We start from the raw sequence: 23,792 nt of genomic DNA, 5'->3' as shown, positions 1-23,792 counted from the left end.
TTTGCCTCCTCAAATTGGTAATGATATAAAAAAGGCACACCGCCCGGTGTGCCTAGTCGACATCAACAAACACTTTCTTTGAACTGCCGTGATTTGCATTCGACAGGATGGTGCGCACCGCTTTTATCATGCGGCCGCGCCTGCCGATTACACGGCCGACATCGTCCTCGTGGACTCTGATCCTCGCAGAGACGTCATATTCCGTCTCCTCCACTTCGATCTCAAGCGCTTCGGGATGTTCGAGCATCGGTTCAAGAATTGTTTGAAGCAGTTGTTTCATACGGGATTATTTCCCGAGTTTAGCATTGTGGTAACGTTCCATAACACCTTTGCTGCTCAGGATGTTACGTACTGTATCACTTGGTTTTGCACCATTCTGCAACCATGCAAGTGCTTTTTCCTCATCAAGTGTTACATTGTCATCACTTTTTATAACCGGGTTGTATGAACCGATCTGTTCGATGATACGACCGTCTCTTGGGCTGCGGGAATCTGCAACAACGATACGGTAGTAAGGTTTCTTTTTGGAACCCATGCGTGTCAATCTAAGTTTAACTGCCATTTTTTATTAACTCCTTTCGATTTCTCAATTTCACTTTTACTACTATAACAGAAATAGAACACCCTGTAAAGACTTTTTCCTTTACAGGGTAGCAGTTTTAGAATGGCAGGCCCATATTGCCGAATGGATTCTTCTTCTTGCCCTTCTGGCTTGTCATCTGCTTCATCATCTTCTTCATATCGCCGAACTGCTTGAGAAGACGGTTGACCTCCTGCAGACTGCGGCCTGAGCCTCTGGCAATCCGCTTCTTGCGGCTGGCATTGATGATGCCGGGATTTTCACGTTCAGCCATGGTCATCGAACGGATGATGGCCTGGACGTGGTCGATCTCCTTGCCGCTCATCTGCATCTGGTCGAGCCCCTTGATCTTGTTGGCACCAGGCATCATCTTCAGCAGTTCATCCAGTGGACCGAGGTTCTTGACCTGATCCATCTGTGCAAGGAAGTCATCCAGTGTAAAGCTCTGGTCCTTGATCTTCTTCTCAAGTGCTTTCTGGTCCGTCTCATCCACATTGGCCTGGGCCTTTTCGATGATGGAAAGTACATCTCCCATGCCGAGTATGCGCTGGGCCATGCGGTCCGGGTGGAAGGCTTCAAGCCCGTCCATCTTCTCGGACATACCGACGAACTTGATCGGTTTTTCGGTCACAGTACGGATGGATAGTGCTGCACCGCCTCGTGTGTCCCCATCAAGCTTGGTCAGTGTCACACCTGTGATGTCGAGCAGGTCATTGAATGACTCTGCGACATTGACCGCGTCCTGGCCGGTCATTGCATCGACAACGAGCATGATTTCATGCGGATTGGCGATCTCCTTGATATCCTTCAGCTCGTTCATCAGGTTCTCATCAATATGCAGGCGGCCCGCGGTATCGATGATGACCGTATCCAGGTGCTCTGCTTTGGCATGAGCCAGTGCCTCGGTCACGATCTGCTGCGGTTTGACCTGGTCACCGAGCGAGAATACGGGCACGTCGATCTGCCTGCCGACCGTCTCCAGCTGGTCGATGGCCGCCGGACGATATATATCGCCGGCAACAAGCATCGGCTTTTTGTTGAAATTCTTTCTGAGATGCAGAGCAAGCTTGCCTGCGGTCGTCGTCTTACCTGCACCCTGCAGGCCGACCATCATGATGACTGTCGGCGGCTTCGTACCGAGGTTGATCCTCTGATTCTCTCCACCCATTAGATCCGTCAGCTCTTCCCTGACGATCTTGATGACCTGCTGTCCCGGTGTCAGGGACTGCATGACGTCGGATCCGAGGGCGCGTTCCTTGACCTGGTTGACGAACTGTTTGACGACTTTGAAATTGACGTCGGCTTCAAGCAGCGCCAGACGTACTTCACGCATCATCACCTTTACATCCGACTCTGTGACCTTCCCCTTGCTCTTGATGCGATCCATCGTCGCCTGGAGGCGTTCTCCTAAACCTTCGAATGCCATAATTTTCTCCTCCTAATCGAGCGCTTCAAGCTCATCTAAAATTGTTGCGATTTCCTTGTCTTCGTTATGTTCAAGCCTTTCCCTCAAACGTCTGAGGAGAGACTGTCTCGTTACAAAATTCCTGTACATGCCAAGGTTGCCTTCATAATGCTCGAGCAGATCTTTCGACCGCTTTAAATTATCATATACCGCCTGCCTTGTCACTTCAAGCTCTTCGGCAATTTCACTGAAGGCAAAGTCCTCCAGATAGTACAGTTCGATATATTTGCGCTGCTTGTCTGTCAGCAGTGTGTGATAGAAGTCATAGAGGTAGTTCATGCGCATCGTGCGCTCAAGACCTTCGATCACACCCTGTCACCTTCTTCATCTTCCGCAATCTCCTCGGCGTCGGAGATCATGTCGGCGAACAGGCCATAGACATAGTTTTCTGCACTGAATTCCTGCAGATCATCCAGCTGCTCGCCAAGACCGACAAACTTGACCGGAATGCCGAGTTCATTTTTGATCGCCAGCACAATGCCGCCCTTCGCGGTACCGTCAAGTTTAGTGAGGACAATTCCTGAGACATCAGTCACTTCCTTGAAGGCCTTTGCCTGGCTCAGTGCATTCTGGCCGGTTGTGGCATCAAGCACGAGCAGGGATTCATGGGGCGCTTCAGGTACAACCTTCTGGATGACCTTCTTGATCTTGGACAGTTCATTCATCAGATTGCCCTTGTTCTGCAGACGGCCGGCTGTATCACAGATCAGGACGTCGGCGCCGCGTTTCTTTGCTGCGCTCACGGCGTCATACATTACAGCAGCAGGGTCACTGCCTTCAGCCTGTGATATGACATCGACATCGACACGCTCTCCCCATATCTTCAGCTGGTTGATTGCGCCCGCACGGAAAGTATCTCCGGCAGCAAGCATTACATTTCTGCCTTCCTGCTTGTACTTGTGGGCAAGCTTGCCGATGCTTGTCGTCTTGCCGACACCGTTGACGCCGACCACGAGGATGACGGTGAGATCGTCCTGCTGAATATTCACCGTTTCAGGAAGGTCGTCGTTGCGCTCATAGATTTCGACCATCTTCTCAACGATCGTCTCCCTGAGATCGGCTGTTTCCGTAATATTCTTCACTTTCGCTTCATGACGCAGTTCATCAGTCAGCTCCATCACTGTATTGAAGCCGACGTCTGCTGAGATCAGTACTTCTTCAAGTGCTTCGAAGAAGTCCTCATCCACTGTGCGGTAGCGTGCCATGAGTTCATTGATCTCGTTCTGGAACTTCTCGCGGCTTTTCTCAAGGCCGGCCTTGAACTTGTAGCCGATCTGCTCCTGTTCCCACTCCTCGAACTCCTCTATGCTGATCAGGCCATCATCGAGCGCCTCGCTCTGGGATTCGAGCGATTCCTGTTCCTGCAGCTCAGGCTGGTCGCTTTTCGGCTGAAACTTATCTTTTAATCTTTTTAGAAAGCTCACACTGTCTCTTCCTCTCTGATATTTTCTTCATAACCCTTGAGATCGACGCTGATCAGCTGACTGACCCCACGCTCCTGCATCGTCACGCCGAACAGGCGGTCACTCTCCTCCATCGTTCCCTTGCGGTGGGTGATCACGATGAACTGGGTGTCCTGTGAAAGCTGCTTCAAATATTGCGCATAGCGCAGTACATTCGCTTCGTCAAGGGCCGCTTCCACCTCATCCAGAATGATGAACGGGCTGACACGCACTTTCAGAATACCGAACAGCAGACTGATGGCTGTCAGTGCGCGCTCTCCTCCGGACAGGAGTGAAAGTGTGGACAGCTTCTTCCCGGGTGGCTGCGCGTATATTTCGACACCCGATTCCAGATAGTTGCCGGGGTCTGTCAGTCTGAGTTCCGCCTGGCCCCCGCCGAACATCCGTCTGAACACTTCACCGAAATGCTGGTTGACCTGGTCATACGCAGACTGGAACCTTACAGCCACTGCTTCGTCCATCTCTTCGATGACTTCAAGCAGTGTCTGCCTGGCTTCATACAGATCGCTCTCCTGCGCCTTCAGGAACTGGTAGCGCTCATTGACACGCTCAAACTCCTCGATTGCTCCGAGGTTCACCGGTCCCAGTTCTTCGATGCTCTTCCTGTTCAGCGATATCTTCATCCGCTTCTGGTCGATGTTCGAGAAGTCCTGATATTCCTCTCTCGCTCTATCATACGTCATTTTATATGTTTCCGATAAATATTCGATCTTCTGTTCAATCTGTACATCCAACTTTTCCTTCGTGCCGCTGTGCTTCCTGCGAGCATCCTGCAGAGCATCCAGACGCTTCAGATGGTCGTCCTTTGCTTCCTGCAGCCCGGCGTACTCCTGCTTCAAACCGTGCTGCAGGGCTGCCGCCTCTTCGGTTGCTTCATAGAGCTCCGCAACCTGCTGCTCCAATGTGGCGCGCTGTGCTTCAAGCGCTTCGATATCAAGCGTGCCGATATCCTGCTCGAGCATCTTCTGGCGGTCGGTGATATCCTGGACTGCCGATAGTGCATCTGCCAGTTCCGCTGCGAGACGTTCTGCTTCGTTCCTCGAATGATTAAGACGTTCTTTGACCGTCGCAAGCTCCCGTTCCATTGCATGGCCTTCATCTGTAAGCTGCCGCAGTGTCTCCTTCTTATCCTTATCGGAAGCACTCATTCTTCTGATCCGTGCATCCAGTGCTTCAAGATCAGCTGTGACAGCCTTGATCTGTTCAGCATGATCACCGGTATCAAGCGGCGCATCAATCGCCTTCAGTTCTGCTTCAAGGATGGCCGCATTCTCTTCTTTTGCCTCTATCTGGTAAGTGAGGCGGCCGATCTCGGCATGACAGGTCTCATTCTGCTCGGCAATCTCCCTGCCTTCCGATTCAAGCTTGTCCTTCTGAAGCATCTGATCCGCCAGCGCTTCCCCGAGCCGGGTGACGGACTGTGACATGTGCCGTGTTTTTTCCTGGTATGCTTCAAGCTTCTCTTTCGTTTCCTGATGTTCACGCTGGCTTTCGATGATGGAGCTTTTGGAATTTCTGGAGCCGCCCGACATTGCACCACCCGGCATGATGGTTTCACCATCGACAGTCACAATGCGCAGCTTATGGCCGATTTCACGGGCAAGCTGTGTCGCATCATCCATCGACTGTGTAACAAGGGTCGTGCCGAGCAGATGGGATACAATATTCGGAATGTCCACTTCATACTGGACAATATCCGACATGATCTGTACATCGATGGACGTACGGCTGATCGTACTTTGGATATCGGAATGGATATGCTTGTGGCGGATGATATCCATCGGCAGGAACGTTGCAAACCCTGCCTTGGCATCCTTCAGCCGTCTGATGGCCTGCTTGGCACTATGCTCGTCTGCTGCCACGATATTCTGGGCTTGTGCACCAAGCGCAGTATCGAGCGCTCTGACATATTCACCGTCTGTCGACAGCAGCTCGCCGACCGATCCGACGATGCCGTCCGACGGCTTGCGGTTTTTCAGAATGAAGCGTGCACCGGGATAGTATCCACGGTATTCATTCTGCATGGTGGTCAGCATTTCGAGTTTTGATGACTGCTGCTCGATATAGCGTTTCGCAGTATCGAGCTTTTCCCGCTCCTTGTCATACTGGGACTTGAGCTTGGCCACTCTGCCGTCTGCTTCCTGGAATGCCTCCCGCTTTCCGGACAGCGTACTGCGTGTTTCATCATACTGCTGCTGCAAAGTCTGAAGACACGCCTTTTCTTCCTTCAGGCCCGACGTGAGAGATGCGAGCCGTTCCTGCTTCTGGCGGATGCTGTCTCCAAGCCGTGATTTCTCGTCTTCTGCACGGCGGTGTTCATTTTCGAGCGTCGTCTTCCGAACCATCAGATCGTAGTACTGGTCCTTCAGCTGCTCGATCTCGCCACTCTGGTCCTTCATCAGTTCCTGGCGTTCTTTCCGTGTGTCCTTGATGGCCTGCTCCAGATTCTGAGCCGTCCGTTCGAGCGCGCCGAGCGTCTCGAGGACTTCCGCCTGCTGCTGACGGAGATCATCATGCCGTTCCTTTGAATTCTCGAGCCGTACTTTCAGATCTTCGCTCGCCTGGCCCTTGTTGTCCTTCCGTTCCTTGTAGAGCGCAATCTGTCCATTGGTCTGCTCGAGCTTCTTGGACAGTTCGACCAGCCTGGCATTGAGTGTACGGTTTCTACGGTCGTGTTCATCCCTTTTCTCTGCGAGTCCGGTCATGCGTGCTTCGATGTCCGCGAGTGACTCACGGTCGGCTGCGATGGACTGCTCCACTGATGAAAGCGACTGCGTCTCTGTTTCGAGCATGGCGAGTAGCGCATCCACATCGTGGACCGTCACTTCGATATCGCTCTGGCGCATCTCATCCTTCAACGCAAGATACTCCTTGGCGTTGGCACTTTCCCGCTCCAGACGATGGACCCGCGACTCCAGTTCGTGGATGATGTCATGGACACGGTCCAGGTTGCCGGCAGTATCCTCAAGCCGTCTTTCCGACTCCTTCTTGCGGAGCTTGTATTTCATTACGCCGGCGGCCTCTTCGATCAGCCCGCGCCTCTGGTCGGGCTTGGCGTTCAATACTTCATCCACTTCGCCCTGCGAAATGATGTTGAATGCATTGCGGCCAAGTCCGGAATCGAGGAACAGTTCATTGATCTCCTTCAGTCGGCTTCTGTCATTGTTGATGAAATACTCGCTGTCTCCATTGCGGTAGAGCTTCCTCGTGATGTGCACCACGTCCGCATCCATCTGCAGCGTGCGTGCCGTGTTGTCGAGTGACAGTCTGACGTAGGCATGATTCATCGGCTTGCGGTCTGTTGTACCGTTGAATATGACATCCTCCATCTTGACGCCGCGTATGGAGCGCGCTGACTGTTCACCGAGCACCCAGCGGATGGCATCGGTGATGTTGCTTTTTCCACTACCATTCGGGCCGACCACCGCGGTGACCCCGGCATCAAATCGTATGTCCACCTTGTCGGCGAATGACTTGAAGCCATGTGCTTCTATTGCTTTCAAATATACCATTATTGTTTCTCCCTATCGTCCATTTCTCCGAGAGCATGCCGTGCGGCCTTCTGTTCCGACTCCTTCTTGGAGCGTCCGGAACCTTTGCCGATCATGGCTCCATCAGTGAATACACCTGTCACGAACGTCTTGTCGTGGCTCGGACCCGTGGATTCGAGCAGCTGGTATGCAACACTCTGCCCATGCGTCCTGTGCATCCTCTCCTGAAGGGCGGTCTTATAGTCGACGACCGCATTATAGTCTCTGTCCTTCACTTCAGGGAATACATGGCGTTCAAGGAAGCCTCTTGCTGCATCCGCACCCTGATCCAGGTAGAGTGCACCGAGAAATGCCTCGAATGTGTCGGAGACGATGGATGGGCGCTCACGTCCGCCCGTCTTCTCCTCACCTCTGCCGAGCAGAATCAAAGGCTGCATCTGAAGTTTTTCTGCGAATACTACAAGTGAGGGTTCACATACTATATTGGCTCTGAGTTTGGTCAGGTCGCCTTCCGGCAATTCTTTGAATCGCTCATATATATAATCTGAAACCATCAATTCTAGTACAGCGTCCCCGAGAAATTCCAGACGCTCGTTGTTGTATATCTTGTCCATCTGCAGATCATTGATGTAGGAGCTGTGCATGAATGCCTGTACATACTGTGCCTCATCCCGGATCTCTATGCCCGTCCGACTGATGAATGCCTTGAATTCCTGACGGAATTTTGCGAGTCCACGCTTTGCATGCCTGTCCTTGTCGATACGCTGTTCAATTGCTTTGAAAGTCATTCTGCTGGTCATCATATTCGCCTCCATTCCACTATTTTAAATGATTGTCATGATGAATAAAAGTTTTAGCATAAAAATAAAATCCACTTCGAAAAGTGGATTTTATCATTACTTCGCGTCCAGTTTGTCGATGTAATCCAGAGCGTCGCCTACTGTGTTGATCTTTTCAGCTTCCTCATCCGGAATTTCCATTTCGAACTCATCTTCAAGTTCCATAACAAGCTCAGCGATATCTAGAGAGTCTGCACCAAGGTCATCCTTGAAAGATGCATCTCTTGTTACTTTTTCCTCATCGATTCCAAGTTTGTCCACGATGATGTCTTTTACTTTATCAAAGTTTGCCATTATTCTTCACCTCCCTCCAATGGTACCACAGGGTCTAGCCCATGTACATACCACCATTTACATGAATGGTCTGACCGGTAATATAGCGGGCGGAACCGGATGCCAGAAACGCAATCGTCTCGGAAATATCATCCGTACTGCCGAAATGGTTCAATGGTATCTGGGACAGCATCTGCGATTTGATCTCATCGGACAGTACATCCGTCATGTCGCTTTCGATGAATCCCGGTGCCACGGCATTGACCGTGATGCCTTTCGGCGCAAGTTCTCTGGCAACCGATTTCGTCATGCCGTCGATGCCTGCCTTTGAAGCGACATAGTTCGTCTGGCCGGCATTGCCGAGTGAACCGACGATGCTCGATACGTTGATGATCCGGCCGCCCTTCTGGCGGATCATCGGGCGGGCGACGTTCTGTATGACATTGAATGTCCCTTTGAGATTGACGTCTACGACCTGATCCCATTCGGCCTCTTTCATTCTCATCAGCAGGTTGTCTTTAGTCACTCCGGCATTATTGACGACAACGTCGATGGAACCATGCGTATCCGTAATATGCTTGACCATTGCTTTTACGTCATCGAAGTTCTGGACATGGCACTGCACCGCTTCCGCCGTGCCCCCTGATGCTTCAATTTCGGATACGACAGCTTCTGCCTTATCCTTTGAACCGGAATAGTTGACGATGACCGTGTAGCCGTTTTCTGCAAGCTTCAGTGCGATGCTTCTGCCGATGCCTCTTGATGCGCCTGTTACGAGTGCGATATTACCCATTGTTGAACTCCTTTACCTGTTCCATTGTATCAATATTGGATGTTTTGATGGAACGATCTATTTTTCTTACCAGTCCGTTCAGTACTTTCTTCGGTCCGACTTCGACCGCTTCCGTCACACCCTGTTCCACTGCTGCTTCGACACATTCGACGAAGCGCACCGGATGTGTCAGCTGATCGATGAGCTGTGCTCTGATTGTTTCCGGGTCCGTCTCCGGCTTTGCCGAGACATTCTGGATGACCGGGATGGCCGGTGCATTGAATTCGATGCCACTGACAAAATCCCTGAACGCCTGCTGGGCCGGTTCCATCAGGTAGGAATGGAATGCGCCTGATACGTTCAGCGGCATCACTTTCCGCGCGCCATGCGATTTCGCTTCAGCTGTAAAAGACTCGATCAGTCCACGATCGCCGGAAACGACAATCTGGTCCGGTGCGTTGATATTGGCAGGCTGTATTCTGCGTGTGTCGTCAGAAAGGGATGCACACAGTGCTTCAAGCGCCTCGCGCTCCATGCCGATGACAGCCGCCATGCCGCCGCCTTCGCTCCCGGCCATCAGTTCGCCGCGCTTTGCAACAATCCTTACACCATCCCTGACACTCAGGACACCGGCATGAACAAGCGCCGGCAGTTCGCCGAGGCTGTGCCCAAGCACGATATCGCCCTTGATGCCTGTTGCTGCAAGCACTGCAAGGCTGTGCGCAAACAGGGCGGGCTGTGTATATTCCGTCTGGTTCAGACGTGCATCGTCCTCGAACATGATCGATTTCAGATCGAAGTCCACATTCATGAACACTTCATCAAGCAGCGTCCGTCCCTCCGGGGAATTCTCATATATATCCTTGGCCATTCCGCTGTACTGTGCGCCCTGGCCTGGAAATAGAATCAGTTTATTCATTCCTCTCCCACACTTTCCTTGATCTTGTTTATGGCATCAGACCGGGCCATTCTCTTCGCCTGCCTGATGGCCGATACAATCGCCGTACTGTCGCTCGATCCATGGGCCTTCAGAACATTGCCATCCAGTCCGAGCAGAGGCGCGCCACCGTAATGACGGTAGTCGAGCAGGTCCCTGATGCCCTGTACATCCTTTTTCAGTATCAGTGCTGCAATCTTGTTTTTGGCGTTCTTGAGAAAAGCATGCTTCACTTCCCCCATGAGTGCCATGGCAGTGCCTTCGATTGTTTTAAGTATGATATTGCCGGTGAATCCATCCGTCACTGCAATATCCACCTTGCCGGAGAGGATATCTCGTGTTTCGAAGTTGCCGGTGAAATTCAGATCGCTCTCCTTCAGCATCCTGAACGTCTCTTTCGTCATTTCGCTGCCCTTGTTCTCTTCGCTGCCATTATTGACAAGCCCGATGGTCGGATTGCTGCGGCCCTCGTTGTCCCGCATGTATAGATCCGCCATGACCGCAAACTGGTAGAGATGCTTCGGCTTATTGTCGACATTGGCACCCATATCAAGCAGCATCATGCCTTTGCCGCTTGCATGCGTCGTAGGCAGCAGTGTTCCGATGGCCGGACGTTCGATGCCTTTGATGCGGCCGACCACAAACAGCCCGGCACTCATCAGCGCGCCCGTGTTGCCGGCTGAGATGCAGGCGTCCGCCTCCTTATCCTTGACCGCCTGGCAAGCCCTGACAAGTGAGCTGTCCTTCTTCCTTCTCACTGAACGGACAGGGTCATCTTCCGATTCGATCTTTTCACTGACTTCGATGAACTGTATGCGGGGATGGTCGCCCGTATAGGCGCCTTCGAGACCGAAGAGCAGTATTTCAATCGACTGGTCCGCTTCGACAGCCTGTAGTACGCCCTTCTCAATTTCGTGAGGTGCATTGTCTCCACCCATTAGATCGACTGCAATTTTAACCATTTTTTTCACCTTCACCTGTATAGTACATTTCAAAACGCCCTTTGAATACGAGACGCTGTTCAATTTTCGATTCGACTGTAATGGCGGCAATCCTGCCTTCCATCTTCTCGACTACTGCCTTTGATATCACCTTGTCGCCAAGCTTTGCCGGCTTGATGAACTCTATCTGCGCCGATTTCGTCAGCGCCAGCGGCTCATCGATGACGGCGACACATAGGGAATTGGCCTGAGCAAACAGATAATGCCCACGGGCAATCTGATTCTTCCTGAACACATGGCCCTCCTCTACAATAAAGAGTGACAGTGCATGATGGTTGAGTTCGATATCAATGATCTCGCCGACCACTTCCTGCAGTGAAAGGCTCCGGATCTTGTCCGTCTCCTCCCTGGCCACATGCTTGATGCGTTCCCGAAGCTCGGGGATATTCAATTCCAGACGGTCCAGCCGGATCGTCTGTATACTGACCTCAAACATTTCAGATAACCGCTCATCAGTCAGGAAGGGATCTGTCGATACTTTTTCGATCAGAAGTTCCTGGCGTTCTCTTTTCTTATATTTCGCCATAAGTCAACCTCATTTAGTAGTTGGTACTAACATCAGTATATATAACTGCTTTGGCGATTTCAAACAATTTCTGGCATGGGAAAATAAAAAAGGTGCACGGCCCGGTTTCGGGGCATGCACCATTCCATCACTCCACTATTGCCGCTCTGACGATGAGCCGCTTCTCGAAGAGCAGCGTTTCGGGATTATAGTCCTCACATGTGATCAGCGTAAGCTGCTGGGGCTCCCCTGCCTTCTGGTCCAGCACCTCGACCTGGGAAGGATCGACCTCGAATATATCGGTGATTTCGTATGTCCGTGTACCTTCGGCAGTGTCGAAGGTAACCACATCCCCGACAGAAGCACGATCCAAATGATTGAACCGGATGCCGATGCCTTCCACACGATGGCCTGCTATCGGGATGTTCTGCATGCCGACATGGTCACCTGCATCAACAAAGGACAGACCCCTCCTCAGGTTGCTTTCCGTCACCGGCCCTCTGAAAACCGGTTCTCTGATGTCTGCTGAAGCTATCGAAAGGATGCCGGCCACATTATCCATGTTGAATTCCGTCTGGCTTCCGTCACCTGCCGTATCGGAAGTTCCTTCGGCACTTGACGCTTCCCCACTGTCGTCGATTCCTGTAACGAATGACTCGAGCGGGTTCACCTCCACATCACGGTCCCCCTGCTGGTAGGCTTCGATGACCCGATCATTCACACGGTCTGTAAATAGTTCACGGATGTCCTGCCAGAAGAAAAGCACGACACCTGAAAGTATCAATGCGACACCGAAGATCCTAACGACATACCTCATCCATCCGCCTCCATTTTCGCAGCATAATCGATTGCGCTCATCCGCGCGTGCTCGAGTACCCGGTAATCTTCCGCAAGGTCAGCCACCTTGAACTGGGGCAGTCCGCTCTGGCGGACACCGAAATAGTCCCCCGGCCCGCGCATTTCAAGATCCCGTTCACTCAGTTCGAATCCATCCGTCGTACTCGTCATGATGTCCATCCTGAGTTTGGCATTCTCCGTCTTCGGGTCGCTGATCAGAACGCAGTAGCTCTGCTTGTTACTGCGCCCGACCCGCCCCCTCAGCTGATGGAGTGTCGACAGACCGAACCGTTCTGCGTTAAATATTACCATAAAAGTGGCATTTGGTACATTGATGCCGACTTCTATTACCGTAGTCGATACAAGCACCGGCTTTTCATACGCTTCAAAACGCTTCATACCGGCAGCTTTCTCCTCAGGCTTCATACGGCCATGGACAAGTTCGACGTTCTCACTGCCGAAACGGTCTGTGAACAGCTGGAAGATCTCCTGCACATTTTTAAGGTCGAGTGTTTCCGATTCTTCAATCAGCGGCGCAACGATGTAGGCGCTATGCCCTTTACTTATCTCACCAGCCAGGTCATCAAGCACTTCATCCGTTTCATCGAACCGCCGCCAGTATGTCATGACGGACTTTCGGCCTTTCGGCATCTCCTTGATGATCGAGATGTCCATATCACCGAAAGTGGTGATGGAAAGTGTTCTTGGAATCGGCGTGGCTGTCATATAGAGGACATTCTTGCGATAGGACTTGTCGTTCAGCCGCTTCCTCTGGTTGACACCGAAACGGTGCTGTTCATCCGTAATGATGAGGGAGAGCCTCTTGAAGACGACATCATCCTCTATCAGCGCATGGGTGCCGATGATGAGATCTATTTCCCCTTCACGCAGTGCTTCCTGTATGTACATCTTTTCCTTGCGCGACGTCGTACCTGTCAGCTTGGCGATATTGAGACGGCCATCGAATATTTCCATGAATGACTGGTAATGCTGGTTTGCGAGCACTTCTGTCGGCACCATCAGCGCTGTCTGCTCGCCGATCGTCCTGATCGCATAGCTCGCCAGTCCGGCAACAATCGTCTTGCCGCTCCCGACATCCCCCTGCAGCAGGCGGTGCATCGAAATGTTCTGTTTCAGATCGCGGCAGATCTCATTGGCGCTCCGCTTCTGGTCGGAAGTGAGCTCAAATGGCAGCGTGTCGATGAATTCACGGAGCGCTTCGACGTCATAGTCGACGATATACCGCTCATTCCTGACACGCTCCTGCCTGCGCCTCTCCATCAGCTGCAGCTGGAAGATGAAAAGCTCATAGAACTTGATTGTCCGGCGCGCCTCATTGATATCATGCGGGTTTTTCGGAAAATGAAGATGCCATAATGCTTCCCTTATGGAGAGCAGACGGTATTTCTGCTTCAGATCTTCCGGCAGATCATAGTTGAAGATGCACTTTTCAAACACTTCAGCTACTATCTTGCTGAAGGTCTTCGAGTGCATTACACCACCAAGATGGTATTTCACATGGAAGCCGCCGGAAGCATCGAAGATGAGCCTTTGCGCGTTGATTTCAAGCTTATGGAGATTGAACTTCCCGGATATTCTGGCTGAACCACCGACCTTCAGCTTATCCTTCAGATAGGGCTGATTGAAGAAGACGACTTTGACATACATGCCGTTGACTTCCATGAATACGGTCAGACGGCTCTTGCCGCCCCTGAAGAAGGCGAGTGCCGGTTCGGTCTTGATGTCACCGGCCACTGTGACCTTATCATTATGCCTGGCTTCGGTCAGATCCATGACACTCAGGTTTTCATAGCCGCTTGGAAGCTGGAACAGGACATCATTGGCATTTCTGATGTCGAGCTCGAGCAGCTTGTCACGGAGTTTCGGCCCGACACCCTTCATATCTTCCACAGGTGGCGGTGGCGTGATGACATGGTACATGGAAAGCATTACTGCTCACCGAAAAGCTCTGCTTTTATACGCTCCCCTGTCGGCGTCGCAGCCAGGCCGCCGCGGCCGGTTTCTCGCAGTGCCGACGGCATGGTCAGGCCGATCTTGTACATCGCTTCGACCACTTCATCGGCCGGGATTCTGGATTCGATGCCCGCAAGCGCCATATCCGCTGCAGTCAGTGCATTGCTCGCACCGGCCGCATTCCTTTTGACACAGGGCACTTCAACCAGACCGGCGACCGGATCGCATACGAGTCCAAGCATGTTCTTAAGCGCAATCGCAAAACCGTGGGCACTCATCTCAGGAGTTCCCCCGGCCATTTCCACAAGGGCTGCCGCCGCCATTGCGCTCGCGCTGCCGACTTCCGCCTGGCAGCCGCCCGCGGCACCAGAGATGCTTGCATTATTGGCCACAACAAAACCGAAGGCACCGGAAGTGAAGAGGAACTTCACCATGTCCTCCCGACTTATATCGTGCTTTTCACGCATGGCAAAAAGCACACCGGGTACAACACCGGCAGAACCGGCCGTAGGGGTGGCACAGATCTTGCCCATGGCTGCGTTCACTTCATTCGTACTCACTGCATGTGCAATGGCATAGAGCGTGAGTTCTCCGCTGAGCCCTCTTCCACTATCGATGTACTTTTTCATTTTCACGGCATCCATGCCGGTCAGTCCGGTAGTACTTTCCACACCACCGAAGCCTTCTTCGACAGCCGACTCCATCACTTCGAGATTACGCTCCATGTCCTTATGGATATCCAAGTATGAGCGGCCCGTCACTTCCATCTCCTGGGCGATCATGATATCCGCAATCGATTTGTTTTCGGCCGTTGCCTTCTCTATCATTTCCTGAATACTTTTAAACATAATGACCCACCTCAGCTTTCTTTCATTTCAATTACTCTGTCGACACCGGACGCCTGTCGCACTTCTTCAATGATGGCGCTCTCTATCGTGTCGTCCAGTTCAATGGTCATCAGCGCAATGTCCCCTTTTTCCTTGCGGGCCACATTCATCTGGCTGACATTGATACGGTTGTTCCCCAGTATGGTCGTCACCCGTGCAATCGTGCCGAACGTATCCTTATGAAAGACCAGCAATGCCGGGTAGTTGCCCGAGATGTTTATCGGATAGTCGTTGATGCTGACCACCTCGATCTTGCCCCCACCGATGGAAATGCCTTCCACCGTCAGACGTTCTGTTCCCTTTACAAGGTGCAGAAGCGCAGTGTTCGGGTGCGAGCGCTCCTCGTCCATCTCGATGAACTGCACCTGCATCGATGACGCTTCAGCAAGCGCGTATGCTGAAATGATGCGGTCATCATCCGTATCGAATCCGAGCAGACCCCCGATCAGCGCCACATCCGTACCGTGCCCCTTGTACGTATCCTTGAAGGATCCGTATAGATAGATGTCCACATGATCCGGCTGTCCGCCGAACAGATTCCGTGCCAGCAGCCCGATTCTCGCGGCGCCTGCCGTATGGGACGACGATGGCCCGACCATCACCGGGCCGATGATATCAAAAACACTCTTATACTTCATATAAACCCCTCCGTTCAAAAAAATCCCATCAGCTCCCTGGAACCGATGAGATTCTTATGACTATTCTACAGATAGCAGATAGCTGTATACCGGCTGCTGTCCATCATGAACCTCGAATTCCACTTCATCGTATTCGGATTCAAGCGCCTCTATGATGCGGTCCACTTCTTCCGGATTCCCTTCATCACCGATCAGTACAGTGACGATTTCCGACTCTTCGTCAAGCATGGATTCGATCAGCTGCTTCAGCGAAGCTTCACGGGAATCATGCGCACCGGTGATCTTGCCGTCCTTGATGCCCATATGCTGATCCTTCCTGATTTCGATGCCGTCGATCTTCGTGTCCCTGACCGCATAGGTGACCTGTCCGGTCTTGACATGCTCAAGAGAAGCGACCATCGCATCCTTGTTCTCTTCAAGTTCTGCTTCGGGTGAATACACCAGGAGACTCGAGAGCCCTTCCGGAATGGAGCGTGTCGGGATGACGACTGCCGGAATCTCCAGCATATCCCGCGCCTGCTCCGCTGCCATGATGATATTCTTATTGTTCGGCAGTATGATGGCGGATTTGACCGCTTCATCCTCGATGGTTCTCAATATATCTTCCGTTGAAGGGTTCATCGTCTGTCCACCATTGATGACATGCGTGGCACCGATGCTTCTGAACAGCTCATTGACACCTTCCCCGGATGACACAGTGATGATGGCGGTATCATATCCTTCTTTTCTTGCTGGTGCCGCTTCCTTCTTGTGGTGCACCGCTCTGAACTGCTCGCGCATGTTCTCGATCTTCATCTTGATCAGTTCACCATATGTCGCACCGTAGGTCATGGCTTCGCCAGGCGTTTCCGTGTGGACGTGGACCTTGACGATCTCCTCATCCGAAATGACCAGCAGGGAATCGCCGAACTCGCTCATATCCTGCCGGAAATCGTCTTCATTGAATTCACGCTTGCCGGAGTCGAACCGTACCATGAATTCTGTACAGAAACCATATTCGATGTCTTCAACAGACATGAACTCATCAAAATCATGCTCATCATTGACAAATGTCTCCGTATCCGGCTTCCCGGACACTTCTATCGGTTCGCCTCGCAGCGCAGAAAGGAATCCTTCGTAGACGTATACAAGACCCTGTCCACCGGAATCCACCACACCGACCTCCTTCAGTACAGGGAGCAGTTCCGGCGTTCTTTCAAGGGATGCCTTCGCCTCCTTGATGACCGCTTCCATAATGGTGATGATGGAAGACTCGGTTGCTGAAATCTCCTCGACCTTGTTTGCAGAGTCTTTGGCAACTGTAAGAATTGTCCCTTCCACAGGTTTCATGACCGCCTTATAGGCAGTCTTGACCCCTGCTCCGAAAGCCGCTGTGAAGTCCGCTGCTTCTATTTCCTTCTTTTCCTCGATCGCTTTGGAAAATCCGCGGAAAAGCTGGGAAAGGATGACACCCGAATTGCCGCGTGCGCCCATGAGCAGCCCTTTGGAGAAGTGCTTCCCCACAGTACCGATATGGACATCTTCCTTATCCTCGACTTCATCTGCACCCGAGGTCATGGAAAGATTCATATTCGTCCCCGTGTCACCGTCCGGTACAGGGAAGACGTTTAAAGAATCCACATATTCAGCATGCCGCCGAAGATTTTCGGCCCCGCTTAAAATCATATTCCTGAACATTCTGCCATCTATCTTATCCATTACTTAATAAATCCTCCCTGGTCAGTCCTCGGTATTGATGATTCTGACACCCTGAACGTAGATATTCACCGATTTGATATCAAGCCCAAGCGTCTTTTCAAGTTTATATTTTACAGTTGATTGTACATTCGTCGCCACTTCCGAGATTTTGACTCCATAGCCTACGATGATATACAGGTCGATGCTGATGTCGCCATCCTTGTTGTCGACGATGACACCCCGTGCATAGTTCTCTTTACCGAGCAGTTCCGCAAAGCCATCCCTTACCTGATGCTTTGAAGCCATACCGACTACGCCATAGCTTTCCACTACTGCCCCACCGGCAATATTGGAGATGACATCCATCGCGATATCTATGCTGCCCAGTTCATTTTTTATTTCCAGAGTCATTGCTCTACCCCCTGTTGCATCATTTTATTATAAGCAGAAATGACATATGATTACAAGTGAGCCGTCACCTCAAATAAAGATCCTATAAAAATACATGCAATCCATATATCTGCTGTTTACTGTATTATATTTGACTTCCATTGTAAGCGCAAACCATTGGAGGTGAAACCTGGTACAGCGTCTGTTGTCTGAAAGGTCTGCTGTGCACTATATACCTTCCCTTCCATCCACCAGTCTAATCAGCTGTTCTGCACTGTTTCGGACAGATCGGAATCATTGCTGCACTGCGTCCGACTATCACTCCTGCAACTTTTGATGTAGACGTGAAGCATAAAATAATGTATTATATTAGAGTATGCAATTAAACCAACAATCAATGTTTATGGTAATTTCTATAAAAGGAGATGAAAATATGGCTAAAGAATGCTATTTCACTGGTCGTAAAGCGACTTCAGGAAACAACCGTTCACACGCGATGAACGCTAACAAAAGACGTTTTGGCGCCAACCTGCAGAAAGTAAGAGTCATGGTTGACGGCAAGCCGAAAAAAGTATGGGTTTCAGCTCGTGCGCTTAAATCCGGTAAAGTTGAACGCGTTTAATATCTAAAAAAACCATCCGACAGTGTCGGATGGTTTTTTTATTAGATGATGTTGATCAGATAGACCATGAACATTGCTGTAAAAATGGCAGGAATCATGTTGCCGACACGCATATGCGTGACATTGAGCATATTGAGACCGATGGCAAGCAGGATGACACCGCCGGTAGCGGTCACCTGCTGGATCATTGCATCCATCACCGGATCTGGAACAAATCTTGCAATCTGCTGGGCGGAAAGGATGATGCCCGACTCATACAGAAATGTCGGTATACCGGAGATGATGACCCCCATGCCATAGGTTGTCGTCATCACAATGGCAATGAAGAAGTCCATGATCGATTTGGTGAAAAGCACTTCATTCGACCCTCTGAGTCCGGCATCGAGACCACCGACGATCGCCATGGCTCCCACAATGAATACGAGCGTACCGGATACAAGCCCCTGGGATAGCGTTCCCGCATGCTTATCCCCAAGCTTGAACTCCAGCCAGTGGCCGAAGCGGTTGAGCAGCTCCTCGAGCCGGATGACCTCACCGATGACCACACCGACAATCAGGCTGAGCAGAGTCAGGATGATATCTTCCGCCTGTACGACCATCTGGATGCCGAGGGTGATGATGACCAGCGCCTGTATCTTCATGATCGAGTCCTTTATGTATTCCGGAATGAATGTAAATACCAGTCCGAGAAAACCACCGACAACAATCGCCAGTCCATTGACAAATGCACCTGTAAGAATCACTGCACCCCTCCTTTTCTAGTCATCCTTGGATTGTATCATAATTATCGGTTCATCTGTATGGACTTCTGCATGGTGCGCCACAAATTCGTTGCTGATCGTAAGTGTGGCACCGAGGGAAAGCCTGCGCCTCTCAAGATTGTACTCGAACCCTGAGAGAGTCAGTTCAGTGCCTTCGACATAAGGAATGAAGGAGACATATTTCATTCCTGCTGCCTTCTCGACATGGTGACTCCCTGCTTCAAGCCGCTGCATGACATTCTGCCGATCGATTATTCTGATGTCCGCCTCCCTGAAATCTCCATGCATGAGCATGAAGATATTGCCGATCATATGATCGAGCCTGCCCCCGGTCGCCCCGTATACATCTATCGAGCTGTAGCCGCGCAACACCAGGTCACGGAGACACATCTCAAGATCTGTATCATCTTTTCTCGAGGGGACAGGGGTGACTGCCAGGCGTTCCTCGATATACTTCCATTCCGCACTGCTGACGGAATCGAAGTCCCCATACGTATAATGCGGCGTGATGTCCTCAAGAAGCAGCAGATAGACGCCCCGGTCGACGCCGGTCCAGGCTTCGCCTTGCCTCTCTTTCAATGCACCCGATTGATCCTCACGGATCAGAACATTCATATGCATCCAATCACCCCTTCATTCTGCTGACTGCAGCCTTCCAATCCTCCGATTTGAACAGATGGGAGCCGCTGACAAGCAGGTCCGCACCAGCCGCTCTGCAGATCCCGGCAGTTTCATCGTTGATGCCGCCATCCACTTCAATTTCATAACCATAGTCATTCTCCTGTCTCAGCGCATCGAGCTGTTCGATCTTCAGGACGCCGCTGCCGATGAACTTCTGTCCACCAAAACCTGGATTAACCGTCATGATGAGAATGAAGTCGATCTCAGGAAGCAGATGCTCGATCAAGGATACCGGTGTGTGCGGATTCAGTACGATGCCCGCTTTCATCCCACTTTCCTGTATGCGCTGCATCAGCCTGTGCGGATGATTCGTCGCCTCGATATGGAAGGACACCATGCTGATGTCCATTCTGCTGAATTCATCTATGAACTGTTCCGGCTCATGCGTCATCAGATGGACATCGAGAGGGATGGAGGCTGTCCTGCTGATGGCTTCAACAACCGGCAGACCATAGGAGATGTTCGGCACAAACTGGCCGTCCATGATATCCAGATGAAATATATCAGCGCCCGCCTCCTCCATTTTCCTTATATCTTCCCCAAGCTTTGCAAAGTCACTGGCCAGCAGTGACGGAAGTATTTTGACCATATTAGTATCTCGCCTTTCTGTTTTCAATTTCCTGATAGATGGCTGTATAGCTTCTGTAGCGGCTCTCCTGCAGCTCACCTGCTGCCACAGCATTCTTGACACCGCATTTCGGTTCATTCATATGCTGGCATTCCCGGAATTTGCAGGACTCGCTGTAATGGTTGAAATCCGGGAAACAGAATTTCAGATTATGCTTGTCGAGCTCACTGAATTCGATTGTACTGAATCCTGGCGTGTCGGCAATCAGTCCGCCGCCGATTTCAACCAGCTCCACATGACGTGTCGTATGCTTGCCACGATTGAGCGCATTGGAGATCTCATTCGTGTCGAGCTCGAGCTCCGGTACGAGTGTATTCAGAAGCGTCGACTTGCCGACACCTGACTGGCCGGCCAGCACACTGATCTTATCTTTGAAAATATCTTTCAGCGCTTCATTGATATGATCACGGTCTGTAAAATGGATGTCATACGTCGAACGGTATACTGATGCGATCTGCGCCATGTATTCATCATCCTGGACGAGATCCGTCTTCGTAATCACGATGACCGGCTCTATATCATGCGCCTCGGCATAGGCGAGGAAGCGGTCCAGCAGATAATAGCTGAATTCAGGGGACTTCATGCTCATCGTTACGAGCACCTGGTCGATATTTGCGACCGGTGGGCGTACCAGGGCATTCCTGCGCGCATGTATCTCTCCGATATATCCCTGATTTTCATTTTCAATCTGGAAAGTCACCATATCACCGACAAGCGGTGACTCCTTCGTTTTTCTGAACAGTCCGCGCGCACGTGTTTCATACAGACTGCCTTCGGATTCCACATAATAGAATCCACTCAATGCTTTTATAATTCTTCCTTTTTGCATACTTCACCCCGAACTCATTTTCCTTCATTATAACAGTTCCGCAGTTTATGATAAAATGTGAGGAGAACTTATATAAGGAGGAGACAGTATGGCAGATGCAATCCACGCAAGCGAAGTGCAGCATGTAACACAGGATCCGGACAATGTGCTGATCGATGTCAGGGAAAGGGATGAGCTTGAAGAGACCGGTTTTGTTCCAGGTGCACAGCACTACCCGATGTCGAACTTCGACAGTGCGCTTCCGACCCTCGACAAGGACAAGAAGTACTATGTCATGTGCCGCTCCGGCCAGCGCAGCGCGCAGGTGCAGAACTACCTGATGGACAACGGCTACGAAGCAGTTAATGTTGAAGGCGGTATCATGGCCTATGACGGTCCGGTCAACCATCTATAGCCGCAATTGAAGGTGCCTCCCTTGCCGGGGGGCACCTTTATTCATGCCCAGCAACTCTACTTGTCATACATATGATCCATGATGATCTCCTTCAACATGGAATCAAAATTGACGGATGGAGTGAAATTGACCGAGGTACTCCCTGTTTCATCCATCACCGCTTCTTTCATTTTCGATGTAAGGAACCCATCCTCGAGAGCAATCGGAATGACGTGGAAGGTGTCATACTGCGCTTCCAATCCGGGAATGACGTGCGCCACCGACAATTTCCCCTGGAGCATGCATGGATGAAGCGGACGCCTGGTCTCCACTTTTGACAGCAGGTCGAAAAGCTCCCGGTCCGCCGCGGCATAGTCCGCGTTGCCATGGGCCATTACGAGGGCCACACCGTCTTCCGGCAGCTCGGATAGACGCTTTTCAATAAAGCGCTGCATCAGCGGATGATGGCTCAGTACAGGTGCAATGCTGCATTCGATGTCATCATGGCTTTCCCTCACCCGCCCGATTGCGCGTGGAATGTCCCGGCAGTAGTGGGAAGCGGAAAAGAAAAGTACCGGCACGACATTGAAGTTCCGGTGCCCTTGCCGGACGCATCGTTCCATCACCTGGTCGACACTGCGCTCATGGCTCTCGATGAAAGCAGCATGATAGTTTCCGGTTTCCCCCATCAGGCTGCGAAGCCTGCCGGCCAGTGCATCATTGCGGGATTCATCTTTCGAGCCGTGCAAAACGATGATCTGTTCCATATCAAGATCCCCCTGATCCAATATAATAAAAGGCTGCAGACACTGTCTGCAGCCTTTTGATCGCAAGCTTATCTACGGTCGAGATTCTCTTTGACATTCTCGATGACAAAGCCACTCTTGACGTATCCTGGAATACTGTTGAGATCCACTCTCAGATCCTGTTCAGGCACATCGTATGTGATTCTGCCTGCAAAGTACTTCATCGTCTCTTCCATGATGATGACTGTCATCCACTCGCCTGCACAACGGTGGTTCGTGTAGTAGTCGCCGCCGCCTTGCGGAATCAGGTCGAACGGGCTGCCATCCCAGTCGAGGAAACGCTCAGGACGGAATTCGTTCGGATTCTCGAATACATCTTCCCGGTGCATTGTGCCATAGATGTCAAGCAGAAGCATCGTATCCTTGTCCACTTTATGGCCATCAAAATGAAAATCGGTTTTCGCTTTGGCCGGCAGGAAAGGAACGAATGGATAGAAGCGTCTGACTTCCTGGGAGAACATGTAGGCATAGTCATCTTCATTATTGATCTTTTCTCTTGAAACTGGGAACTCATGCATCGCAAGCAGACCGAATGAAACGAAGCGGTTGATCGCAATCAGAGGACGGAACGTATTCATCAGATCAATCGCACAGAGTCTGGAATCCATCGGATTGCCGAGATAATCTTCCCAGTGTGCAAACTCATAGAGCGCTGTACCTTCAGGAGGGAAGATCTTGCCTTTACGTGTCTGGATGATCTGGTCTTCAAGCCAGTCCTCCACGCGACGGCGTGCCTTTACAGAGGAGCGGTAGCCTTTGAACGCTGTTCCGAGACCTTTGAAGGAATCGATCATGATGTCCATGTCCGTAGCGATTTCTTCAATCTTCTCTTCAGGCGCCTGTACACCTGCCCATTTGGTACCGACTTTTGTCAGGAGGATGATGGATTCCCTGTAGATGTTGATCTGGTCCATCTGTTCCATTCTGTGGGTGTTCATGTACCAGTGGTTGCGTGTCAGTTCCCTAAGGTGCTTCAGGTTGCCTTCTGTCATCAAGGACATGAAAAGGGCTTTTCTATCGATGTGCTTCTTGCCTGTAGTCGTGTGGATCGCACCTTTACCGAACAGTGTATTCACGACACGTTTAGGCAGCGTACCTTTACGCTCGATCTTATCGTTGTCATAGAAAGTTTCCGCTGCTTTCTTTCCACTGAGAACGAGGACGCGCTTGCCACCCAGTCCACGTGTTTCGAAAATGTTATCTGCGCCCAGTCGATTGCGCTGGTTCGTTGTATAGAGATATCCTTCTTTCATGACTTTCAGAGTGTTATCGAGACCTTTGTCCCTCTTGATTGTGCTCATAAGTTCTCCTCCAATTTCAGTATTCCTACCTCATTATATATAAATCATGCCATATATGCCAA

General features: G+C 51.2%; 26 protein-coding genes. 2 read left to right on the top strand and 24 right to left on the bottom strand.

From position 1 onward, the window contains the following. Window positions 1-52: 52 nt before the first annotated feature. The 18 genes from J4760_RS01405 to J4760_RS01320 form a co-directional block, all read right to left on the bottom strand. Window positions 53-280 carry a KH domain-containing protein gene (locus J4760_RS01405; RefSeq protein WP_145285329.1) on the bottom strand — a complete coding sequence of 76 codons (228 nt, stop codon included), beginning with the start codon at window positions 278-280 and terminating at the stop codon, window positions 53-55. 6 nt (window positions 281-286) lie between these two features. Beyond that, window positions 287-562: a 30S ribosomal protein S16 gene (gene rpsP, locus J4760_RS01400; protein WP_145285326.1), complete on the bottom strand. Its 276-nt coding sequence runs from the start codon at window positions 560-562 to the stop codon at window positions 287-289. A gap of 97 nt (window positions 563-659) precedes the next feature. Further along, the gene (gene ffh / locus J4760_RS01395) at window positions 660-2,006 is read right to left on the bottom strand and encodes a signal recognition particle protein (RefSeq protein WP_237604545.1); all 1,347 of its coding nucleotides are present in this window, start codon (window positions 2,004-2,006) and stop codon (window positions 660-662) included. Window positions 2,007-2,018: 12 nt separating this feature from the next. Beyond that, complete coding sequence (locus tag J4760_RS01390; RefSeq protein WP_237605029.1) at window positions 2,019-2,330, bottom strand: putative DNA-binding protein; 312 nt, start codon at window positions 2,328-2,330, stop codon at window positions 2,019-2,021. Between the two features lie 20 nt (window positions 2,331-2,350). Beyond that, complete coding sequence (ftsY, locus tag J4760_RS01385) at window positions 2,351-3,469, bottom strand: signal recognition particle-docking protein FtsY (protein ID WP_237604544.1); 1,119 nt, start codon at window positions 3,467-3,469, stop codon at window positions 2,351-2,353. Then, a complete protein-coding gene (gene smc / locus J4760_RS01380; RefSeq protein WP_237604543.1) occupies window positions 3,466-7,020 on the bottom strand; it encodes a chromosome segregation protein SMC in 3,555 nt (1,184 codons plus the stop codon). The genes ftsY and smc overlap by 4 nt, the downstream gene beginning before the upstream one ends. Then, window positions 7,020-7,787, bottom strand: a complete 768-nt coding sequence (gene rnc / locus J4760_RS01375; protein WP_370637538.1) for a ribonuclease III — start codon at window positions 7,785-7,787, stop codon at window positions 7,020-7,022. The genes smc and rnc overlap by 1 nt, the downstream gene beginning before the upstream one ends. Window positions 7,788-7,895: 108 nt before the next feature. Beyond that, window positions 7,896-8,132, bottom strand: coding sequence for an acyl carrier protein (locus J4760_RS01370; protein WP_145285315.1), 237 nt, complete (start codon window positions 8,130-8,132; stop codon window positions 7,896-7,898). A 34-nt stretch (window positions 8,133-8,166) separates the two neighbouring features. Further along, on the bottom strand, window positions 8,167-8,904 hold the full coding sequence (fabG, locus tag J4760_RS01365; RefSeq protein WP_145285312.1) for a 3-oxoacyl-[acyl-carrier-protein] reductase: 738 nt from the start codon (window positions 8,902-8,904) through the stop codon (window positions 8,167-8,169). Then, on the bottom strand, window positions 8,897-9,802 hold the full coding sequence (gene fabD / locus J4760_RS01360; protein ID WP_237604541.1) for an ACP S-malonyltransferase: 906 nt from the start codon (window positions 9,800-9,802) through the stop codon (window positions 8,897-8,899). The genes fabG and fabD overlap by 8 nt, the downstream gene beginning before the upstream one ends. After that, complete coding sequence (plsX, locus tag J4760_RS01355) at window positions 9,799-10,782, bottom strand: phosphate acyltransferase PlsX (RefSeq protein ID WP_145285307.1); 984 nt, start codon at window positions 10,780-10,782, stop codon at window positions 9,799-9,801. The genes fabD and plsX overlap by 4 nt, the downstream gene beginning before the upstream one ends. Next, window positions 10,775-11,347: a transcription factor FapR gene (fapR, locus tag J4760_RS01350; protein WP_145285305.1), complete on the bottom strand. Its 573-nt coding sequence runs from the start codon at window positions 11,345-11,347 to the stop codon at window positions 10,775-10,777. Before fapR ends, plsX begins: the two co-directional genes overlap by 8 nt. 127 nt (window positions 11,348-11,474) lie before the next feature. Beyond that, complete coding sequence (locus tag J4760_RS01345; protein ID WP_237604540.1) at window positions 11,475-12,143, bottom strand: sortase; 669 nt, start codon at window positions 12,141-12,143, stop codon at window positions 11,475-11,477. Next, on the bottom strand, window positions 12,140-14,113 hold the full coding sequence (recG, locus tag J4760_RS01340; RefSeq protein WP_237604539.1) for an ATP-dependent DNA helicase RecG: 1,974 nt from the start codon (window positions 14,111-14,113) through the stop codon (window positions 12,140-12,142). Before recG ends, J4760_RS01345 begins: the two co-directional genes overlap by 4 nt. Continuing rightward, entirely contained in the window at window positions 14,113-14,985 is an 873-nt protein-coding gene (gene sdaAA / locus J4760_RS01335) for an L-serine ammonia-lyase, iron-sulfur-dependent, subunit alpha (RefSeq protein WP_145285296.1), read from the bottom strand. The genes recG and sdaAA overlap by 1 nt, the downstream gene beginning before the upstream one ends. 11 nt (window positions 14,986-14,996) lie before the next feature. Further along, complete coding sequence (sdaAB, locus tag J4760_RS01330; RefSeq protein ID WP_237604538.1) at window positions 14,997-15,662, bottom strand: L-serine ammonia-lyase, iron-sulfur-dependent subunit beta; 666 nt, start codon at window positions 15,660-15,662, stop codon at window positions 14,997-14,999. 60 nt (window positions 15,663-15,722) lie between these two features. Next, window positions 15,723-17,360 (bottom strand): DAK2 domain-containing protein, encoded by a 1,638-nt coding sequence (locus J4760_RS01325; RefSeq protein ID WP_237604537.1) that lies wholly within the window; start codon window positions 17,358-17,360, stop codon window positions 15,723-15,725. 21 nt (window positions 17,361-17,381) lie between these two features. After that, window positions 17,382-17,750 (bottom strand): Asp23/Gls24 family envelope stress response protein, encoded by a 369-nt coding sequence (locus tag J4760_RS01320; protein ID WP_145285288.1) that lies wholly within the window; start codon window positions 17,748-17,750, stop codon window positions 17,382-17,384. Between the two features lie 412 nt (window positions 17,751-18,162). Here J4760_RS01320 and rpmB point away from each other — a divergent pair, with 412 nt between their 5' ends. Beyond that, window positions 18,163-18,351, top strand: a complete 189-nt coding sequence (gene rpmB / locus J4760_RS01315) for a 50S ribosomal protein L28 (RefSeq protein ID WP_145285285.1) — start codon at window positions 18,163-18,165, stop codon at window positions 18,349-18,351. Between the two features lie 41 nt (window positions 18,352-18,392). On the opposite strand, the gene J4760_RS01310 is transcribed toward rpmB, so the two are convergent. Genes J4760_RS01310 through rsgA form a run of 4 tightly spaced genes read right to left on the bottom strand, consistent with a single transcriptional unit; the run spans window position 18,393 to window position 21,250 of the window. Further along, window positions 18,393-19,094 carry a DUF554 domain-containing protein gene (locus J4760_RS01310; RefSeq protein WP_145285282.1) on the bottom strand — a complete coding sequence of 234 codons (702 nt, stop codon included), beginning with the start codon at window positions 19,092-19,094 and terminating at the stop codon, window positions 18,393-18,395. Window positions 19,095-19,109: 15 nt separating this feature from the next. After that, window positions 19,110-19,733: a thiamine diphosphokinase gene (locus J4760_RS01305; protein WP_145285279.1), complete on the bottom strand. Its 624-nt coding sequence runs from the start codon at window positions 19,731-19,733 to the stop codon at window positions 19,110-19,112. A gap of 4 nt (window positions 19,734-19,737) precedes the next feature. Continuing rightward, window positions 19,738-20,382, bottom strand: a complete 645-nt coding sequence (rpe, locus tag J4760_RS01300) for a ribulose-phosphate 3-epimerase (protein WP_145285276.1) — start codon at window positions 20,380-20,382, stop codon at window positions 19,738-19,740. 1 nt (window position 20,383) lies between these two features. Beyond that, window positions 20,384-21,250, bottom strand: coding sequence for a ribosome small subunit-dependent GTPase A (rsgA, locus tag J4760_RS01295; RefSeq protein ID WP_237604536.1), 867 nt, complete (start codon window positions 21,248-21,250; stop codon window positions 20,384-20,386). An 88-nt stretch (window positions 21,251-21,338) separates the two neighbouring features. On the opposite strand from rsgA, the gene J4760_RS01290 reads away from it, so the two are divergent. Continuing rightward, the gene (locus J4760_RS01290; RefSeq protein ID WP_145285271.1) at window positions 21,339-21,644 is read left to right on the top strand and encodes a rhodanese-like domain-containing protein; all 306 of its coding nucleotides are present in this window, start codon (window positions 21,339-21,341) and stop codon (window positions 21,642-21,644) included. Between the two features lie 56 nt (window positions 21,645-21,700). On the opposite strand, the gene J4760_RS01285 is transcribed toward J4760_RS01290, so the two are convergent. Together J4760_RS01285 and J4760_RS01280 are read right to left on the bottom strand one after the other, a co-directional pair. After that, window positions 21,701-22,390, bottom strand: a complete 690-nt coding sequence (locus J4760_RS01285; RefSeq protein WP_237604535.1) for a sirohydrochlorin chelatase — start codon at window positions 22,388-22,390, stop codon at window positions 21,701-21,703. A gap of 68 nt (window positions 22,391-22,458) precedes the next feature. Then, window positions 22,459-23,730 (bottom strand): cytochrome P450, encoded by a 1,272-nt coding sequence (locus J4760_RS01280; RefSeq protein WP_237604534.1) that lies wholly within the window; start codon window positions 23,728-23,730, stop codon window positions 22,459-22,461. Between the last annotated feature and the right edge of the window lie 62 nt (window positions 23,731-23,792).

It is taken from the genome of Salinicoccus sp. ID82-1, from assembly GCF_021991715.1.
In the GTDB taxonomy this organism is placed as follows: Bacteria; Bacillota; Bacilli; order Staphylococcales; family Salinicoccaceae; genus Salinicoccus; species Salinicoccus cyprini.
The sequence above is the reverse complement of the archived record's forward strand: the minus strand, read 5'-3'. Positions and strand labels throughout refer to the sequence as shown.